This window comes from Carboxylicivirga taeanensis, from assembly GCF_051851475.1.
In the GTDB taxonomy this organism is placed as follows: Bacteria; Bacteroidota; Bacteroidia; order Bacteroidales; family Marinilabiliaceae; genus Carboxylicivirga; species Carboxylicivirga taeanensis.
In genome coordinates, this window is sequence record NZ_JBPUSJ010000002.1 from 30,036 (window position 1) to 47,005 (window position 16,970).

At 42.3% G+C, this 16,970-nt stretch carries 9 protein-coding genes; 3 read left to right on the plus strand and 6 right to left on the minus strand.

Annotation, left to right across the window (positions count from 1 at the left end; genetic code table 11):
• Positions 1–97 precede the first annotated feature (97 nt).
• The 6 genes from ACSX1H_RS03625 to ACSX1H_RS03650 all read right to left on the minus strand — a co-directional run bounded on the left by ACSX1H_RS03625 (position 98) and on the right by ACSX1H_RS03650 (position 10,969).
• On the minus strand, positions 98–2,401 hold the full coding sequence (locus tag ACSX1H_RS03625; RefSeq protein WP_439182288.1) for a beta-N-acetylhexosaminidase: 2,304 nt from the start codon (positions 2,399–2,401) through the stop codon (positions 98–100).
• A gap of 273 nt (positions 2,402–2,674) precedes the next feature.
• Positions 2,675–3,175 (minus strand): outer membrane beta-barrel protein, encoded by a 501-nt coding sequence (locus ACSX1H_RS03630; RefSeq protein WP_439182290.1) that lies wholly within the window; start codon positions 3,173–3,175, stop codon positions 2,675–2,677.
• Between the two features lie 89 nt (positions 3,176–3,264).
• Complete coding sequence (locus ACSX1H_RS03635; RefSeq protein WP_439182291.1) at positions 3,265–3,762, minus strand: hypothetical protein; 498 nt, start codon at positions 3,760–3,762, stop codon at positions 3,265–3,267.
• A gap of 70 nt (positions 3,763–3,832) precedes the next feature.
• Entirely contained in the window at positions 3,833–5,971 is a 2,139-nt protein-coding gene (locus ACSX1H_RS03640; RefSeq protein WP_439182293.1) for a DUF3857 domain-containing protein, read from the minus strand.
• 104 nt (positions 5,972–6,075) lie between these two features.
• Positions 6,076–7,977 carry a transglutaminase-like domain-containing protein gene (locus tag ACSX1H_RS03645; protein ID WP_439182295.1) on the minus strand — a complete coding sequence of 634 codons (1,902 nt, stop codon included), beginning with the start codon at positions 7,975–7,977 and terminating at the stop codon, positions 6,076–6,078.
• A gap of 190 nt (positions 7,978–8,167) precedes the next feature.
• The gene (locus ACSX1H_RS03650) at positions 8,168–10,969 is read right to left on the minus strand and encodes a T9SS type A sorting domain-containing protein (protein WP_439182296.1); all 2,802 of its coding nucleotides are present in this window, start codon (positions 10,967–10,969) and stop codon (positions 8,168–8,170) included.
• Between the two features lie 397 nt (positions 10,970–11,366).
• Between ACSX1H_RS03650 and ACSX1H_RS03655 the strand changes: the two genes are divergently transcribed.
• The 3 genes from ACSX1H_RS03655 to ACSX1H_RS03665 all read left to right on the plus strand — a co-directional run bounded on the left by ACSX1H_RS03655 (position 11,367) and on the right by ACSX1H_RS03665 (position 16,953).
• Positions 11,367–11,921 (plus strand): RNA polymerase sigma-70 factor, encoded by a 555-nt coding sequence (locus ACSX1H_RS03655; RefSeq protein ID WP_439182297.1) that lies wholly within the window; start codon positions 11,367–11,369, stop codon positions 11,919–11,921.
• Positions 11,922–12,055: 134 nt separating this feature from the next.
• A complete protein-coding gene (locus ACSX1H_RS03660) occupies positions 12,056–13,231 on the plus strand; it encodes a FecR family protein (protein ID WP_439182299.1) in 1,176 nt (391 codons plus the stop codon).
• Between the two features lie 170 nt (positions 13,232–13,401).
• Positions 13,402–16,953, plus strand: coding sequence for a SusC/RagA family TonB-linked outer membrane protein (locus tag ACSX1H_RS03665; RefSeq protein ID WP_439182300.1), 3,552 nt, complete (start codon positions 13,402–13,404; stop codon positions 16,951–16,953).
• Positions 16,954–16,970: the final 17 nt, after the last annotated feature.

Here is a 16,970-nt window from a genome sequence, read left to right on the forward strand (position 1 = left end):
TGAATAAAATATAACCTAAGCCCTTAAAAAGAAGGAAGGTGTCTCACGCACGAGGCACCTTCCTTTGCTTTTAAGGATTTCTGACAGCTCTGTGTCTTTATTCCACTACAATTTCATCGATAAACAGGAATACGCCCATTTCTTTTAGCTTCGGGTACTTAGCTTTTACCTTGATAAACTGTGTTTTTACGGTTTCAAAATTCACCGGAATATGCGTATTATTAACGGTTGACGACCATGGTGGCTGATAACGTACTGAGTTTTCCCAAACACCCACCGGTTGATAATCTTTACCGTTGTCCGACACGAATACTTCAACGGAGGCAGGGTAAAAAATGCCGGCCCCATTTTCTTCAATGCAGCTTAATTTAAGCGAGCTGATTGCTTGAGCTTCACTTAGTTCAATGCTGGCCTCAAAATCTTTGTTCAATATACCAAGCCACTTGCCATTGCCCCACTTATCGCCTCCGAATTGTGTATCGGTAAGTGTTGCCGCACCGCTCGAAGCGTATTTACCTTCGGGAGCTGAGTGCAGTGTTACAGTGGCGCCGGCTGCTTTATGAAGAATCGCTTCCTTAATTTCTGTTTTACCGGTCACCTGTTCATCTTTTGTGGCAATGGTTTTAATGGTGGCCGACTCGTTAAGCAGAAAGGGCTGCTCGTATAAAGTGGCATTTTCAGGATTCGGTTCAGAGCCATCGGTTGTGTAATAGATATCAGCATCTAACTCAGTAGTGAGGCTCACTTTTAACTGCTTTTGTTCCCGTAGCAATTCAATCTGAACACTTGGGCGCAAGGCGCTGTAGGCATAGTTAATATCCATGGCCTCGTAATGCTTCAGCATCTGGTTCATTTTTTGCCTGAAATGCAACCAGTTTTTTGTGTTGGGTGCCTGCCAGGCTATTTCAGACAAGGCGGCAATACGTGGAAACAGCATGTATTCCACATGCTTTTCGTTGGGCATGTATTCGGTCCAAATATTGGCTTGAACGCCCAATAGCTGTTCAAGGTGTTTTTGTTCTACTCCGGCAGGAACCGGCTCGTAATCATACACTTTTTTAAGTGGTGCATAGCCCCCAAAGGCTTTGGGTTCTTGTGGACTGAGGCTTTGGTAGTGGTCGAAATACAGATGCGAGCCGGTGGTTAAAACCGTTGGGTGCCCTTCTTTTAAACAGTCGGCCGCCCCCGATTCGGCTCCCCAATACATCACTGTGGCTGTTGGTGAGAGCTCACCTTCCATTATTTCGTGCCAGCCGATTAAGCGACGCCCTTTATTTTTCAAGTAGGTGTCAAAATGGTTGATAAAATGACTTTGCAGCTCATAGGCATCATAGCCTTTGCGTCGCATCATCTTCTGGCAATCAGGACAATTGTTCCAGTTGGTTTTATTCACTTCGTCGCCTCCAATGTGGATGTACTCCGAGGGGAATAGTTGTAATATTTCATCCAGTACCTCCTCCAGTAACTGATAGCCTTTTGGGTTACTGGCGCAATACACGCCACTTCCTTTGATATAGTTACCACTGGCATCTTTACAGGTGAGGTGCGGGTAACATTGAAACACGACTTCGGAGTGGCCGGGTAATTCTATTTCGGGCACCACCGTAATGAACCGTTCGGCGGCATAGGCCACTATCTCACGCACTTCCTCCTGCGTGTAAAAGCCTCCGTACTTTTCTTCCTTATCGCCTTCGCGCCACACTTCAAATTCCTGCCAGGGCATAAGGTCAGGCTTTACTTTGCGCCAGGCACCAATATCGGTCAGTTCAGGATGTGATTTGATTTCGATGCGCCAGCCAATGCCATCAACCAGGTGCCAGTGAAACACGTTTAACTTGTGCATGGCCAGATAGTCGATGTATTTTTTTATGAACTCCTTAGGCATAAAATGGCGCGATACATCCAGGTGCATGCCTCGCCATTCGAAGCGCGGGCGGTCGGTAATGGTGCCTGCCGGTAAGCTCAGCTCATTCTGCGTGCTTTTTATGTCAGCAGGTAATAACTGTCTGATGGTTTCCACTGCGTAGAATAAGCCTTGTGGGCCAGCTGCTTTAATGCTGACTGTTTCATCGGTAATATTTAGGACATACCCTTCGTTGCTTAACGAATCCAGCTGATGGTCGTAAGCGAAAATAAAAGCCGGTTGCGCCGCTGCATCTTTTACTTTCCAACTGGTTTGGAAATCGATTTGGCAGATTTCGCCAAGCAGGGAGATGGCGGGTAGCATGCTCGAGTCTTCGACAATAACAGGAGTAGAAGCGCTAAATTCGAAGGCGCCAGTTTCACTCATAGCCACTTGTAAAGGTTCGGGGATAATGGCAACGGCTCTTGGCTCTTTTGTTTGACACGCGGTGGTCAATAAAATAATGATGTACGTTAAAAATGTTTTCAGCTTTATCATCTGTTCAAATTTATTTTTCAATTGCCACATGGAACTCGCCAACTAAGTCAATTCCCTGTGTGAGAAAGCTCTTCTCATGGCTCGTTTCATAATTGTGCTTGTTTGCAGGTAGCTAAAATAGAGTAAATCAGCTGGAAACCTTTAGTCGGTAAGGGGGATAATTGTTCAATTATTATTGCCGAATGGCTAAAATAAGGTGAGAAAATAGCAGCCAAAAAAAACGACTACCCAATTGCAGGTAGTCGTTTGTTGTTATCAATGCTTTTCTCTTTGTTAGAAGAGGTATTGAACACTTGCTCCAATTCGGAAGTAGGTGTCTTCAGTAATTGTAAAGCGTGCTTCTGGAGCTAAATTAAACTGCTCAGATAGCTTATAGTTCATACCAACCCCTAGGTTTAAACCAACATTTGAGTCAGAAGCTGATCCACCAATCCCAAATGGGTTGGCTGGTATATCAAGCTTTACAGAAGTAATGTTTAATCCTCCAATTCCATAAAAGTTCATTCTTTCATCTTCCTGATGGAATACGTAGTGGGCATCAAAATCAAAGATGTTAAATGTTAGATAATCCTTTTCGAAAATGTGGCTGTAGCCAAAAGCACCTTCCCACTGATCAGTAAAAGCATAAACACCGTTAAGGTTGATGCCGATATTGCCAATCTCAGTTGCATATACCAATCCGGCACCGGCTCTTATTTTTGAAGAATCGAACGATTGTGCAAACAGGTTGCAAGAAAGGATCAAGGCAAAAATCAATAAAAAACTCTTTTTCATGATAATCAATTTTGTTGAGGTTTATTTATAATCTTTCCAAATATAGATAATTAAATTATTTTACAGTATTCTGGTTCTCACCGTTTTTACTAATTCACACTGAACATGACTGAAAAATCACCCCTGTAGATGCCGGTGAACGTCACGCCATCCACCATTGTCAGGTCCATGTCGAGCGTGTAATTGCTGCCTCCATTATGTGTAATAGTAACACGGCCGGATTCGAGGTTAGATGTGGTTATATTGGTCATCTCACTATCGGTGAACATGTAGTTGGTGAGCCAGTCGTTGAGCACTTTATCGCCTTCCTCGGTGGGATAGGAGTAACTGCCTGGGATGGTTTCACGTGTATAGGTATCTATATCGATAGCCAGGTTTTTAACACCACTGGCATTGCCGCCAATTAAGTTAATGACGGTGTGACCGCCATCGCCTGCTGATATGCCCATAATGTTCGCCTCATTGATTGAGAAATCGATCCCATCTGCCTTTAAAGAGTTTGAGTTGGGGCTTTCATCATCTTTGCTGCAACTCAGCAGGCTTAAGAAAATACATAGTGCTAATGTGGTTTTAAACAGGTGTTTCATGTGTCCGTTTTTTTAATTGTTTTGTTACATGGAGCTCTTAGTATGCCGCGTACGGCCGACTTCTAACTCGTTACTTTTTCTTGAGCAGCAGTTTCTGGCTCGAAAAATTAGCCGCTGCGTTCATAAATGCAATGTAATTGGGCCAGGTATCCGCCTTATCGTAAAGGTTGTTGTAGTACTTTTCAGTTTTAAGAATCAGCTGACTGCCTTTCTGTGTGGCTGTGCTGATAAATCCTCCCTGGGGATTGGTCTCTTCGGTGTTTAGCTTGTCAATGCCCTGAACGATATAACCATCGGGTATATTAAGCGTAATGGTATAGGCGTAGGAGCGCGGGCTGTGCTGAAAAATGCCTTGGTGGCGTTCCAGTTCATCCTTTTCCAGGTCGGTCTGTTTCTGAATTAGTTTACCTATTTCAACAATGTAGTTACGTCCTGCTTTTTTTACCAGCTCCTTGGTTGAAAAGGTGTAGCTGTATTTCATTTCGGGTAGGGTATCGAAGCGGCCGCTTTGTACAAGTCTGAAATCACCCACTGTATCCACTTTAAAGTCGTAGTTATCCTGCGTCATTTCCTGCAGTGCCTCATTGCGGGTTTTCTCCCTGTTATTGAGGACTGATTCCCGGAGCGACATCAGTTCTTTTTGACGCCTTCTTGAGCCCATAAAATCTGAACTCATCTCAAATTTGGCACTTTCCTCTTCCTTACAATCGTAATAATCCAACAGCGAGTATTGAGCGTATTTTTTAATGTATCCATCCGTTGCTGCTTCAACAGTAATGTCCGCTTTTTCCATATCACTGCCCAAATCAATGGTCAGTTGGCTGTTTTCGTAGTTATTTTCTTTGCCAATAACAGGCAGAGTGATTCGCTTGGGCTGCCATTTCTTATACTTAACATTGCCATCAACCACATAGGCCTCTGTGCCCATCAGGTCGGCATTAAAGTCGCCCGGCAGGCAGAAATGGTCAACCGGCGACAGGTATAAATAGTCATCCCCTTGCTTTACTCTCAGCAGGTACCTCATTTCATGCTCCAGCAATAAGTCGTCAATGGACGCGATGTCTCTAGGAATGGCTATTACAATGTCGTGAGGAATTTTTAGCTTAGCCAAAAAGGTGGTAAAGCGGTGAAGGTTTTGGTACGGGTTACCACTGTTGGAGCCCCAGTTGCCCCCGTTGGTCACGATATTCTCTTCGTCCCAGCCCAACTCTTCATTACGGCGGAAGTAGAAGCCGGCTTTCGCCTTTTCAAAGTTGCTGGCGCGCTTTGGCTGGTTCTTTTTAACATACTTAACCATGGGCTTGCAAATGGTTAAGGTGTTTTCAAGTACATAGGCCAAAAAGTCGGTCATCTCCTCGTTGCTTACTTCACTTTTTACCTCGCCAGGTTTGCCCAAAAGGACATCGTTTTGGCGCATGGCTTTGCCCGATGCATAAGCGGCCCTGAATTTGATGCATGGCAGCTCGCGGTAGGGATGAAACCAACGCATCTCTTTTACTTCTTCGCGGTCTTTGTCAACAAGGGTGTAAATTATGTCATCTCCGTCATCCTCCACTCTTTCTTTGAGTTGCGGAGCCCCATTGCTCGATTTTAGCGAGATGAAGCAGCGGCGTTGGGCTTTAAATTCAATGTGTTGTTCAACTACCGGATATTCTTGCGGCAGGTAGTACTGTACCGGATCAAAATAGTACATGTAGGTGCTTAGCGGAATGGTTTCTTCTCTGTAAATGTAATAATCCAGAATATCGCCGGCTTCCAGTCCGGGAATGGCCATTTTTTTGTAGGCATAGCGCGAGCTTCTTTCCTTCATTTCCATCTCTACTGCCTGGCTATTATCGATTATTACTTCCCGGCCATCTGGCTTAATAAGTTTAAAACCAGTGTACACTTCAAGCCCCCTACGCTCCGCCGGGAAGGAAATTTCAGCGTATTCGTTCAGTGCACTTTTGTCGTTCAGCTTGATGCGCATATGGTAAATGTTATTGGCCTGAAGCTTACCTATAAGAATAGGTTTTTTATATTCAAGACGGTTCAGTTTTGCCAGTATAATGGCCGATTTATCCTTCCATTTCTCCGGCACATCGGTGGCATTGAACGCCTGATTATCTGATGACCACATGGCTTCCTGAATGGCATTGCTGCGCTCGTCAGCCAAAACATGAAGGCTGCTCAATAGCATGGTGACTATTGCCAGTGCGATTAGTTTCATTGTATGCATGATTTGATGTTAGATTTTTAATGTGCTCAACAAAAAGATGGCTGTCGTTTTAACGGCCCGGTTACTTAACCCTGCCGATGACAGGCTTTAAGCACCTATATCTTTTTTAGAATGATTTGATCGTTGTAAAATGTATTCAACTGCTTTACAATTGTGTTCCAGGTTTCAAATTCATCGGGCAATATTTTGCCTTTAGCAATGGTAATGCTGTTGGTGTAAATAATAACTCCCCCTTTTAGCTGGTAGTTGACATTTACGTTGATGTTATTGCTTTCATAGCTGATTTTTTCGGGGAGGTGACTGAGTTTGTAGCCTTTCGGGATACTCAGCTTTTTGGTGGTTTGGTTCATTATTTTTCGTCCAAAATCAAACGCACTCAGGCGATCTTTTTCAATGTCTGTGCGACTCATCGATTTTTCCCAGTCTAACTCCACAAACAGCTCTTTATCAAACTCATTTACTTTGTTGTTAATACGAAAGTTGTAGTCTATTTTGAGTGGTTTATCTCGTTCTGTGTCAGGGGCGTTGTTAACTTTTACCAGATCTTCATTTGTTGACTCAGCTACCGATAAAAAGTCGTACAGTTTGGCTTTGTCTTCCACTTTACTGTTGTTGGAGAGGTAGAGAATCGATTTTTTGGTTTCTCCGTTGATTTCAATGTTTCCTTCGCCAACCAGGCAGTGGTCTTTTATGGTGATGTTTTCGGTGCGGGCCACCAGGTTTTCATCGGCTGTATGGAGAGGTACCATTTTTCGCATGTAGTTATCCCCATCTTCAATGAGCATTTCTTTCCCCTGAATGCGTTCTGCAATCTTATTCAACGCAATGTATTTCTCAGTTGCATCAAGCACATACATCTTATCGTTAGCAAACGCGGTACATATCATATGGTTGTCAACCGCCAGTGAAGGCAGGTCGTAGTTGTAAGGTATTTTACTGGTGCCTATCCAGGTTAAGCGGGCATCAATACCCGCTACTTCGAGCATCGATTTGGTGAGGATGGCCATCCCTTTACAGTCGCCATAGCGGTTGTTATAAACAGTTTGAGGTGCTTCGGGTTTAAAACCGGCAATGCCATCTTCAAACGCGATGTATTTGATGTTTTCCTGTATCCAATAGTAAATATTTCTAATTTTCTCTTCATCTGTTTGCGTGCCTTCTGTTAGCTCCTTTACGGTTAATTCGTAGGCCGAATGGTCAACATCCACAGATTTTGCCAGGCTGTGGTACCAGTTGTATAAATCATCAGTAGTGGCAATGATGTTCTTTGTTTCTCCATTAACCTGATAGTTCTTGGTTACAACTACAATGTGCGGGGTAGAGTGCAGCAGGCCCGGTGAGTTACTTTCCTGTTCCATCTCATCCAATTGCCGGCAGGTGTACTCAATGTGCTTATTACCATCTTTTTCACTTTCTTCCTTCGTGATGTCGTAGCCGTCAAAATTCATTTCCACCAGTTCAACAGTGGTGTGGGTGGGAATGGTAAAACTAATAGTTCGCAGAAGCGTGGGTTCCTTGTCCTTAAAATAAACTTTCGTCAGGTATTTGGGGTCTTTGTATTTTTTTTCTGCCGAAAAAGTGACTTCTGTGGCTTCGTGAAGCATGGTAAAACTATAGTGCCCGACTTTGGCATCTGAATAAAAGATGTTATCCACTTCATAGTTGCCAAACAGTTTGTTGCAGGTAAGCCTGCCCCTTCCAGAGGTGTATTTGGCATTGCCATTTATGAGTTCTATATTATCATTGTAATACACATTTTTGTAATAGTCAACAGCGCTGTTTAGTGAGATGAGGTCTACCTGATAGGCTTCGTGGGCTACAAGTAGGTTATCTTCAATTTTGAACTGGATGGCCGTATGGCTTTTGGTGGCCACTACCTTATCGTCGCTGTACTGTTTTTGCAAAACCTGTGCTTTCTCAGGGTCTGTGAATTTTTTTTGAGCCTGCGTGGTAACCGCACAAAGTAGCATAGCAAGTGGCACTAATAATTTTTTCATTTTGAAAAGGGGTGTAGAAATTACTATCTAAAAATAATTATGATTGGGTTACGAGATGCTATAGGTTTTGTTTCGTTCAGAAGGGATAATTAATAAAATCCTTTACACTAAATGAAATAAGGGAGGAGATGAGCATAAAAAAAGCGGCTACTGGTGTCAGCGCCGCTTTTAATAAGTGATAATGTTATCTTTAGTATGCTGTTTGTATCAGCTTGCCACTGGTAGATTGGTTTCCGCACTTTAGTTGATAAAAGTAGATGTTACTGCCGGCAACCGGGCTTCTGAATTTGAAAGCATATTTCGTTTGGGCGCTTACCGGGCCTTCGTATAAACACTGGAGCAGTTCGCCATTAACTCCATAAATGTTTAACACTGCATAGTCATCGTCCGTTGGCGTGAATTCAATGGTTGTTTGATCAACAAACGGGTTGGGATAACTCTTTGATGCAAGTTTTGGTTGCACATTAATATGCAATGTGTCGAACATGATGCACTGGCCGGCTTTGTAGGCGACCAAAAAGGATTGGGGAGCAGTTTCGGTACATAACTTAAATTCCAAGCTAAATGATTCGGGATGCTTGCCAAATCCTTCGATGTTATCAATCTTAAACCCATAAAGACCGGTGGTTGGGTCGGTTGAGTTCATTTCTACCGGCCAGTTTTTGGAGTTGCTCACCTCGCTGACAGCCCCTTCGTCGATGTGGATAGTCAGATGGGATAAATCGTATTGGCAATTGCCATTGGTGATTACTTCAGCAGTGTATTTGTAGCAGCCGTCATCAGTCAACTCTATTTTCATTCCAGCAATATCCAAACAATTGTTCTCGCAGGAAGGGACTTCCGGAGTTTCACCTTCCGTGTCGTCTTCATCTGTTGAGTCCTCGCTTGAGCAGCTTAAGGTGATTGTATTGCTGGCGGTACAGCCATCTTTACTGGTTACCTCTAATGTTATGGATGCACTGCCTTCGCCCGATGAATACAGGAGCTGATCAGCCATTTGATTCAGGATCAGCCAATTGTTCGTTGTATGGATGGTCCATTTATAGGTTTCTGCATGTTCAGTAACGGCCTGCAGTACATTATCTGCTGAATTACACAGCGGTGCATTAACGGGGGCTATTATTTTGACCGATGCCTGCGTCGCTGCATCAATTTGAACAGTTTGGGTCAGGCTGCAGCCAATCGCATCTTCAATGGTGATAATGTACTCGCCCGGCTCCAGGTTAGTTCGTTGTAGGCCTTTATAGCCATCGGACCAGATGGCTACATAAGGGTCACTGCCTTCAGATGGTGTTATTGTAACGGCACCGTATGGCTGGTTGCAATTGGGTTGAACGACATCAATATTCGCTGTTAGTACGGCCTCCGGGCGCTCAATAAGTGTTTTTTGGGTTATACTGCATCCATTGGCATCGATTACTGTCAATTCATATTCCCCTTCTTTATCAACAACTAGTTGCTCATCGGGCAGCAGTTCATCGTTGTAATAAATGTCATAAGGCGGTGTTCCTCCGGATGGATGGATTGAGACAATCAGTGTTGAGTCACTTTCCTCACAGCTTTGTTTGCTAACCTGTGTATTGATGCTTATTTGCTGCGGGTTAGTCACTTGAATGTACTTACTCCGCGTACAGCCCTTAGCATCTGTAACACTGACTGAATACCATTCATCTCCGGCGAGGCCATCTATAGAAGCTCCACTCTCCCCATTACTCCACTGAATGTCATAGGGGGCTGTGCCATTTGATATGTCAATGGAGATAGCGCCTGTTTGGTCGCCATAGCAAAGTGGCTGTTCAACGGTTGGTATAATGTTTAGTTTTTTTAGGATAACATAACCTCTTTGCGTTATAGAACATCCATTGGCATCGGTGATCACTACTTCGTAGCTGCCGCTGTTAAGGTTATCAACAGTAGCGGTTGTTTCGCCATTGTTCCATGTGTAGGCATAAGGAGGCAGACCGCCTTGCACATCCACCGTTAACGCGCCATTCCCTTCTTCGTAGCATTCCAGGTAGTGGGAGCTGATGGAGGCTTTTAAGTCGGTTTTAGCCGTGATCGGATAGCTGACTGTTTGGGTGCAGCCTGCAGCGTCGCTCAGTGTTAGTGTGTAGGTGCCTTCGCCCAGCTGGCTGATTGATGAGGTGTTTTCGCCGTTGCTCCACTCATAAGAATAAGGCTCAGTGCCGCCACTGGCAGTTACCTGTATGGCTCCCAGCGATTGACCGCATTCTGTATTGGTAATTTGTGCCGTGCCTGATAGAGGCGCGGGTTCTGTAATTGTTGCTTCCAGACTCACCGTAGCTTCCGTAGCATCTGTAATGGTTACCGAATAGCTGCCGGCAGCCAGGTTCTGAATATTTGCAGTGGTGGCACCATTGCTCCAGCTGTATCGGTAGGGCGGAGTACCGTTGCTCACCGTTACACTGGCTTGCCCGTTGTTGCTGCCATAGCAAGTAATAGGAACCGTGGTAAGGCTTGCTTCCAACTGCTCATTTGATAGTTGAATGCTATCAATGGCAATGCAGTTGGCGGCTTTGTAGGCTACCTTAAAGGTGTCGTATTTTAGCTGATTAAGGCATTCTTCTGTTTCAAAATAAACGTGGTACTGCAAGGTGAATGTGCTGTTTTCACCGTCTTCTCCAAAATTTTTAATGTCATCTACCTTTAAACCATAGATGCTGGTGGTGGCATCGGTACTGTTTATTTCCATGGGCCAGTTATGGGAGTTGTTCACTTCAGTAACGGTGCCACATGGGACTTCAACAGTAAAGTGAGACAGCGCTGCGGTACAATTTAAGGCTTCAACTTTTAGTTCAATAGCCAGATAGTTGTCAAACTCATTGAAAGTGACCAGTTCGGTACTAAAGCACTCCTTGCAGTTGGCGGCGGGTTTTTGGGCGATTATGCCTGAGATCCAACCGTGGAAAAAAACTAATACTAGCAAGGTGAGCAGTTTTCTGAACTGCTTTGTGGTGTAATTAGAATTCATGTGTAATGCGTTTGGGTGTTTGGTTTATACTTTTTGTCAGGCAAAATGTTACGTTAATCACGAATAATCTGATACTAATCAAATCATAAGAATCGTATTTAAAACTGTTTAGTAGTGAACAGATATGAATTATTGCTCTATTATTTAAAGTTTTATAAAAAGGTGATTAATAATGTGAGAGTCGATGAGTAAAAAATCAGATTGAGCAATATTTATTAGGTTGGAAAGGGGTTTGATAGACGCGATAAGACTATAATGTACTTTAGTTCAGGAATAGTGATGGTTTTTGTTTTAATTATTGAACTAAAGTTCAATAGTTGTTGTATTGGTTAATAGTATTTTCAAAGTGTTTAATTTAAATATTTATATTTGGGCCTTTCAAAGAAAACTTACATTGATGCAAATTGAGGATAAGATAGTTTTTAATGAAATTAAAAGAGGAAACAAGGAAGTATATAGACGCTTGTTTGATGAGTATTATAATAAGCTAGTGTTATTTACTCAGAGCTACTTGTTTGATCAGCAGGAAAGTGAAGATCTTGTTCAAGATTTGTTTGTTTACCTTTGGGAAAATGCCAGAAAAGTTAGTATAACTATTTCGATTAAAGCCTACTTTTATCAGGCTATCCGCAATAGATGTATCAATCACCTTAAGGCTCTCAAAGTAAAGGATAAAAACCATTTGCTATATCTGGATGGAATGCTGCAGGCAGATGATGACTTGCAACATTTCGATCCGAAAATATTAGAAGAGATTTTGCAATCAATTGAAGAGTTGCCTGTTCAGATGGCTAAGGTATTTACTATGAAGGTATTAGATGGCTTAACTCGCGAAGCAATTGCTAAAGAACTTAATATTTCTGTCAATACAGTTAAAACGCAGTTGCAGAGAGCCAGACTGCGATTAAGAGAAAAACTACTGAATAAAACTGGTTTATTTTTCTTTCTGTGATTTATACAATTTTAAATTATAGGTGATTATTACCAATGTTTTAGATAAGTTTTTACAAAAGTTTAAAATAACCTACTTTTTTTGTCACCCGTTCATCTTTTAGTTTGTCTCACTCCAAAACGAGCCAATAAAAAATGATCAAGGAGCATAGTAATATAGATATTGAACTGATTCATAAAAGCGTTAAGTCTGACCTTACTAAGGATGAAGCCAGGCAGCTAACGGAATGGTTATCGGACAGTAAAAGTAATGAAGACTACTATGGGAGGGCGGTGTTTTATTATAAAACAAAAGGTGTCTACAATGTCAAAAGTATTGATAAAGTAGAGGCTTGGCGCAAACTCGAAAACCGTTTAAAAAGTGGGAGGCGTTACTCAATGAAGCACTGGTATGCTTTAGCAGGTTCAGTTGCAGCGGTTTTGGTTTTAATTATTATGGTAACGTTAGCTATTAAGCAGCCTAGTGAAAAAATATACGTGTCCCAGCAGGCCGTTGTTATTGAACATGGCAGCCGAAGTGCTGAACTAGAGTTAAGCGATGGAAGAAAAATAAGGCTTGGAACGGGAAGTCAGGACGTGATTGAAGATAACGGTGCTGTTATCAACCTGGACGATGAAGAAGTCTCCTATGCTAGTGAACAAATCAGGTTGACAAGTCATAATCTCAAAAATGTCATCCGAGTAGATAGGGGAGAAGAGTTTAATCTTAAACTGGCAGATGGAACAAAAGTCTGGATTAACTCATTAACCGAAATTCGATTTCCGGTTGCATTTGATGGTGCTATCCGGGAAGTTGAAATATTATCTGGAGAAGCTTATTTTGATGTAGCACGTGATGTTGACCGTCCATTTGTGGTTAAGACACCTGGACATGATGTCGTTGTTCTTGGTACCGCCTTTAATATAAGTTGTTATGGAAATGATGAAGCAATTGAAACCACGCTTGTCGAAGGCTTAGTTCAAATCAATAATCTGAAGGGAACAGAAGAGTCTATTATCATCACCCCAAATCAGCAATACGTGTATTCTAAAACCACATTTAAAACAGAGGTGAAAACAGTAAATGCAAAAGCTTATGCAGCCTGGACGAAGGGGGTGTTTTTGTTTGAAGATGCACCTTTAGAAGCAATTTTTAAACGCTTGGAGCGCTGGTACAATATTAATGTCTTTTATGTGGACGGGAGTTGTCGGGATGAAATATTTAGTGGACAGTTACCTCGCTTTGAGAATGTAGACGTAATCCTTGATATGATGGGTAAAATTAGTGATGTGGAGTTTGAGCTACAGGGAAATACTGTTATTGTGAAGTAGTTATTTGATCACCCCCCAATAAAAAAGAGCAGAAAACTGGTCCTTTTCTACTCTTTAATTTTAAGGGTGATCATCCCTATAATAAATTCAATAATTAATGCAAAACTATGAAAAAAAAATCGAAATGGCTATTTGACTTGATTATAAGCCAAAGGCGTACATTGTTCGTTATGAAGAATCTAATTCTTTTTGCCTTCATTTTAAACCTTCAGGTATCAGCTTCTACTCTAAGTCAGGATCGAGTGACGCTGAACTTGAGGAATGTTAGTTTGAAGGAGTGTCTAAAAGCAATAGAGCAACAGACTAATCTTGGATTTTTGTATAATGGAAGAGAGTTAAGTAAGGTGGAAGGTATTTCCATTAATGTACTGGATGAGCAGCTTAATGATGTACTTGAACCACTATTGGCCGAAAAAGGTTATGCATTTTCGGTTGAGAACGGAGTGATCTTGATTCATAAAGCTTCGGTTCAGTTAGAAGACTTGAGTGTGCCTGTACAGAACCAAAAGGTTAGTTTAAAAGGTACAGTGAAAGATGAAGATGGTGAGCCGATACCGTTTGCTGCTATTAGTCTAAAGGGCACAGCAAGAGGTTGTGTATCAGCAATTGATGGAACTTTCACTCTCGAAATAGAACAGAAAGAAGGCATTGTTTTGGTAATTTCCTGTTTAAGTTACAAAACCGTAGAGCTGCCTGTTGAATTACCAATTGGTCAGCAGCGTCACTATGATATAGTGCTCGAGCAAGAGGTGCAGGGCCTTGATGAGGTGGTTGTAACCGGCTATCAAATATTGTCCAAAGAAAGGGCCACAGGCGCTTTTGATAAGGTCGATAAAGAGCAGATTGACAAGCCATCATCGAATATATCTGAACGATTGGTGGGGACCCTGGCTGGTGTGCAAACAACCGTAGATGCCAATGGAAATGTATCTATGGAGGTACGCGGAAAAACCAGCTTTAGTGGATATGGAGATCAGCCTTTAGTGGTGGTTGATGGCTTTCCTATTCAAGGTGGTTTATCGAGTATTAACCCAAACGATGTGGAGAGCGTGACCCTTCTTAAGGATGCGGCAGCTTCTTCAATTTGGGGCGCCAAATCGGCCAATGGTGTCATTGTTGTTACAACTAAAAAGGCTGCCAAAGGGAAAGCAAAGGTGGAGTTCTCGTCTTTCTGGAAGATATCGCCTAAACTGGATCTGGACTATGTGAATCCGTTGGCCAGCAGTGCTGAGGTGATTGAATACGAGAAGCGTGGCTTTAATTCAGATATGTTTGGAGGTCCCTGGGCTGCACCATCTTTTACTCTATCTAACATAGATACGCCTCATTCTTTAGGCTATATCGCCATGAACGACTACCGCTTGGGACGCATTACTGAGTCGGAAATGAATGCGCGCCTGAATCAATTATCTAAGCTGAACAATAAAGATCAGATTAAAGATAACCTGTTGCAAAATCCGTTTACACAGCAATACAACCTAAGTGTGTCGGGTGCCAGTGAGCGTATGTCCAATATTTTAACCTTAATGTATGAAGGCAATAAAGACAACTTCAAGGAAAACAAAGGTGAGAAATTTATGGTCAATTATCGTAATCAGCTGAAAGTCAACAAGTGGCTTGATTTTGATTTTGGTGCCATGATACAGCTAACGAATAGAACCAATAATGGTGTTAGTCTTAGAGATATTAGTTCCTTATCGCCTTACGACATGCTGAAGAACGAGGATGGTTCATTGACTGATTTAAATCATCTAAATTACTATCAGCCAATACTAAATGAGTTGCTCGACAAGGAGGCCTTCCCATATGCCGATTGGTCGTACAACCCAATTGATGAGATTCAGCACCGCGATCGTACTAACCGTCGTTTGAATGTACGTTTGCAGGCAGGTTTGGGTGTAAAGATTTTACCTGGCCTTAACTTGGATAGTAAATTTATGTATGAGCAGTTTACATCAGCCAATAAAACCTACTATGCAGAGGAGTCGTTTACCATGCGGAGCTTAATCAACGAAACCTCTGAGTGGAATCGGACCACTGGTGAAGTAACTCAGAATGTGCCTTTTGGAGGAGCTTTGCAGCAAAGCTCATCAATGGTGCGTAACTACAATTTTCGTAATCAGTTGAGTTTTAACCGCACATTTAACGATAAGCACGCCATTAATATTATTGCTGGTAGTGAAATCACAGACCGCGTGACAGAGTCGAAATACGATGCGGATATCGTTGGCTATGATGATGATAAGTTAACAGTGGGGCGTTTGTTGAACGATTATAAAACAGCGAAAATGTGGAATGGCTGGCCACTGGCATATGCTAGATATTTCCATCCGATAAGCTTATACAGTATGCCAGCATTTGGTTATGGTACCGACCGCTACTTCTCGTTGTATTCTAATATGTCCTATACCTTTATCGATAAGTACACGTTTTCAGGTAGTATCCGAACCGATGCCTCAAACCTAATTACAGATGATCCGAAATATCGCTATTCACCATTCTGGTCAACAGGTATAGGCTGGCAAATGCACAAGGAGGACTTTTTAAGTAGTGTGGATTGGTTAGATCGTTTACACCTGAGAGCTACCTATGGTTTTAATGGTAACGTCGATCGTTCAACTTCGTTTAAACCATTAATCAGTATACCAGGTACACCAGATGCAGTTACCAACGACATTAAGGCCAGTGTGTCAAGTTTTGGGAATCCGACATTGCGTTGGGAACGTACCCGTACCATTGATGTTGGTGTTGACTTTGCCATGTTGAAAGGTAAGTTATATGGTACTTTAGATCTGTATAATAAGCGTAGTGAGGATTTGATTGTAACCCAGTCGATTCCTTCGGTACATGGAACTAAAAGCGCGAGATTTAACAATGGAACCATGCTCAATAAGGGGATTGAGATAACCCTTGGTAGTAGCTTACCAATTGTTGGTAACGACATTGTTTGGAATGGAAACCTGAATGTATCATATAATAAAAACGAAATTGAAAGCTTGTATAAAACAAGCTATGACTTTTATGACATGACCGGTAATAGCAACCCGACTGTAAAGTATGTTGAGGGACATAATGTGAATACCTTGTGGTCATTACGTTATGCCGGACTGACAAATGTGGGTACAGAGACGGACCCAGAGATGACACCTTCTTTCCATGGTGTTGATGATGAGCAATATACTTTCCGTGCATGGCCTCCGGGAGTCGACGCACGCGAGTACATGTCTGACGAAGGAACAACGGTAGCACCTTATACTTTAGGATTCCGCAACACTTTAAAGGTATATGATTTTGATGTGTCGTTTATCATCACTGGTAAGTTTGGTCATGTGTACCGTCGTCATTCGTTCAACTATCCGGCTATGTCGCAGGGTAATAACCTGGTAAATAACAAATATTCAGAGGTAGTTAATGGGGATCCTAATGAGATAGTTCCAATTCCTGAGCAGGAGAGAAAATACTATTTCTGGGGACGCTTCTATCCATATCTCGACTACCTAACTGCTGACGCATCGCATATTCGATTCCAGGAAGTGAATGTCAGCTATAATGTGCCAAAGCGCATCGTTACCAAGTTAGGGTTTGAGCGCATCAGGGTATATAGCCAGGTGAATAATCTGGGAACCATCGTATTTAATGACTATGATGAGGATCCTGAATACCCAATGGGTGGTATGAAACCACAGGCGATGTACACCTTTGGATTTAATTTCACATTGTAAAAACTAAATCCGGTTAA

What these genes read in the sequence shown, in the direction of transcription:
- ACSX1H_RS03625 (WP_439182288.1), bottom strand. Translation starts at nt 2,401, where the DNA reads ATGATAAAGCTGAAAACATTTTTAACGTACATCATTATTTTATTGACC.
- ACSX1H_RS03630 (WP_439182290.1), bottom strand. Translation starts at nt 3,175, where the DNA reads ATGAAAAAGAGTTTTTTATTGATTTTTGCCTTGATCCTTTCTTGCAAC.
- ACSX1H_RS03655 (WP_439182297.1), top strand. Translation starts at nt 11,367, where the DNA reads ATGCAAATTGAGGATAAGATAGTTTTTAATGAAATTAAAAGAGGAAAC.
- ACSX1H_RS03635 (WP_439182291.1), bottom strand. Translation starts at nt 3,762, where the DNA reads ATGAAACACCTGTTTAAAACCACATTAGCACTATGTATTTTCTTAAGC.
- ACSX1H_RS03660 (WP_439182299.1), top strand. Translation starts at nt 12,056, where the DNA reads ATGATCAAGGAGCATAGTAATATAGATATTGAACTGATTCATAAAAGC.
- ACSX1H_RS03665 (WP_439182300.1), top strand. Translation starts at nt 13,402, where the DNA reads ATGAAGAATCTAATTCTTTTTGCCTTCATTTTAAACCTTCAGGTATCA.
- ACSX1H_RS03640 (WP_439182293.1), bottom strand. Translation starts at nt 5,971, where the DNA reads ATGAAACTAATCGCACTGGCAATAGTCACCATGCTATTGAGCAGCCTT.
- ACSX1H_RS03645 (WP_439182295.1), bottom strand. Translation starts at nt 7,977, where the DNA reads ATGAAAAAATTATTAGTGCCACTTGCTATGCTACTTTGTGCGGTTACC.
- ACSX1H_RS03650 (WP_439182296.1), bottom strand. Translation starts at nt 10,969, where the DNA reads ATGAATTCTAATTACACCACAAAGCAGTTCAGAAAACTGCTCACCTTG.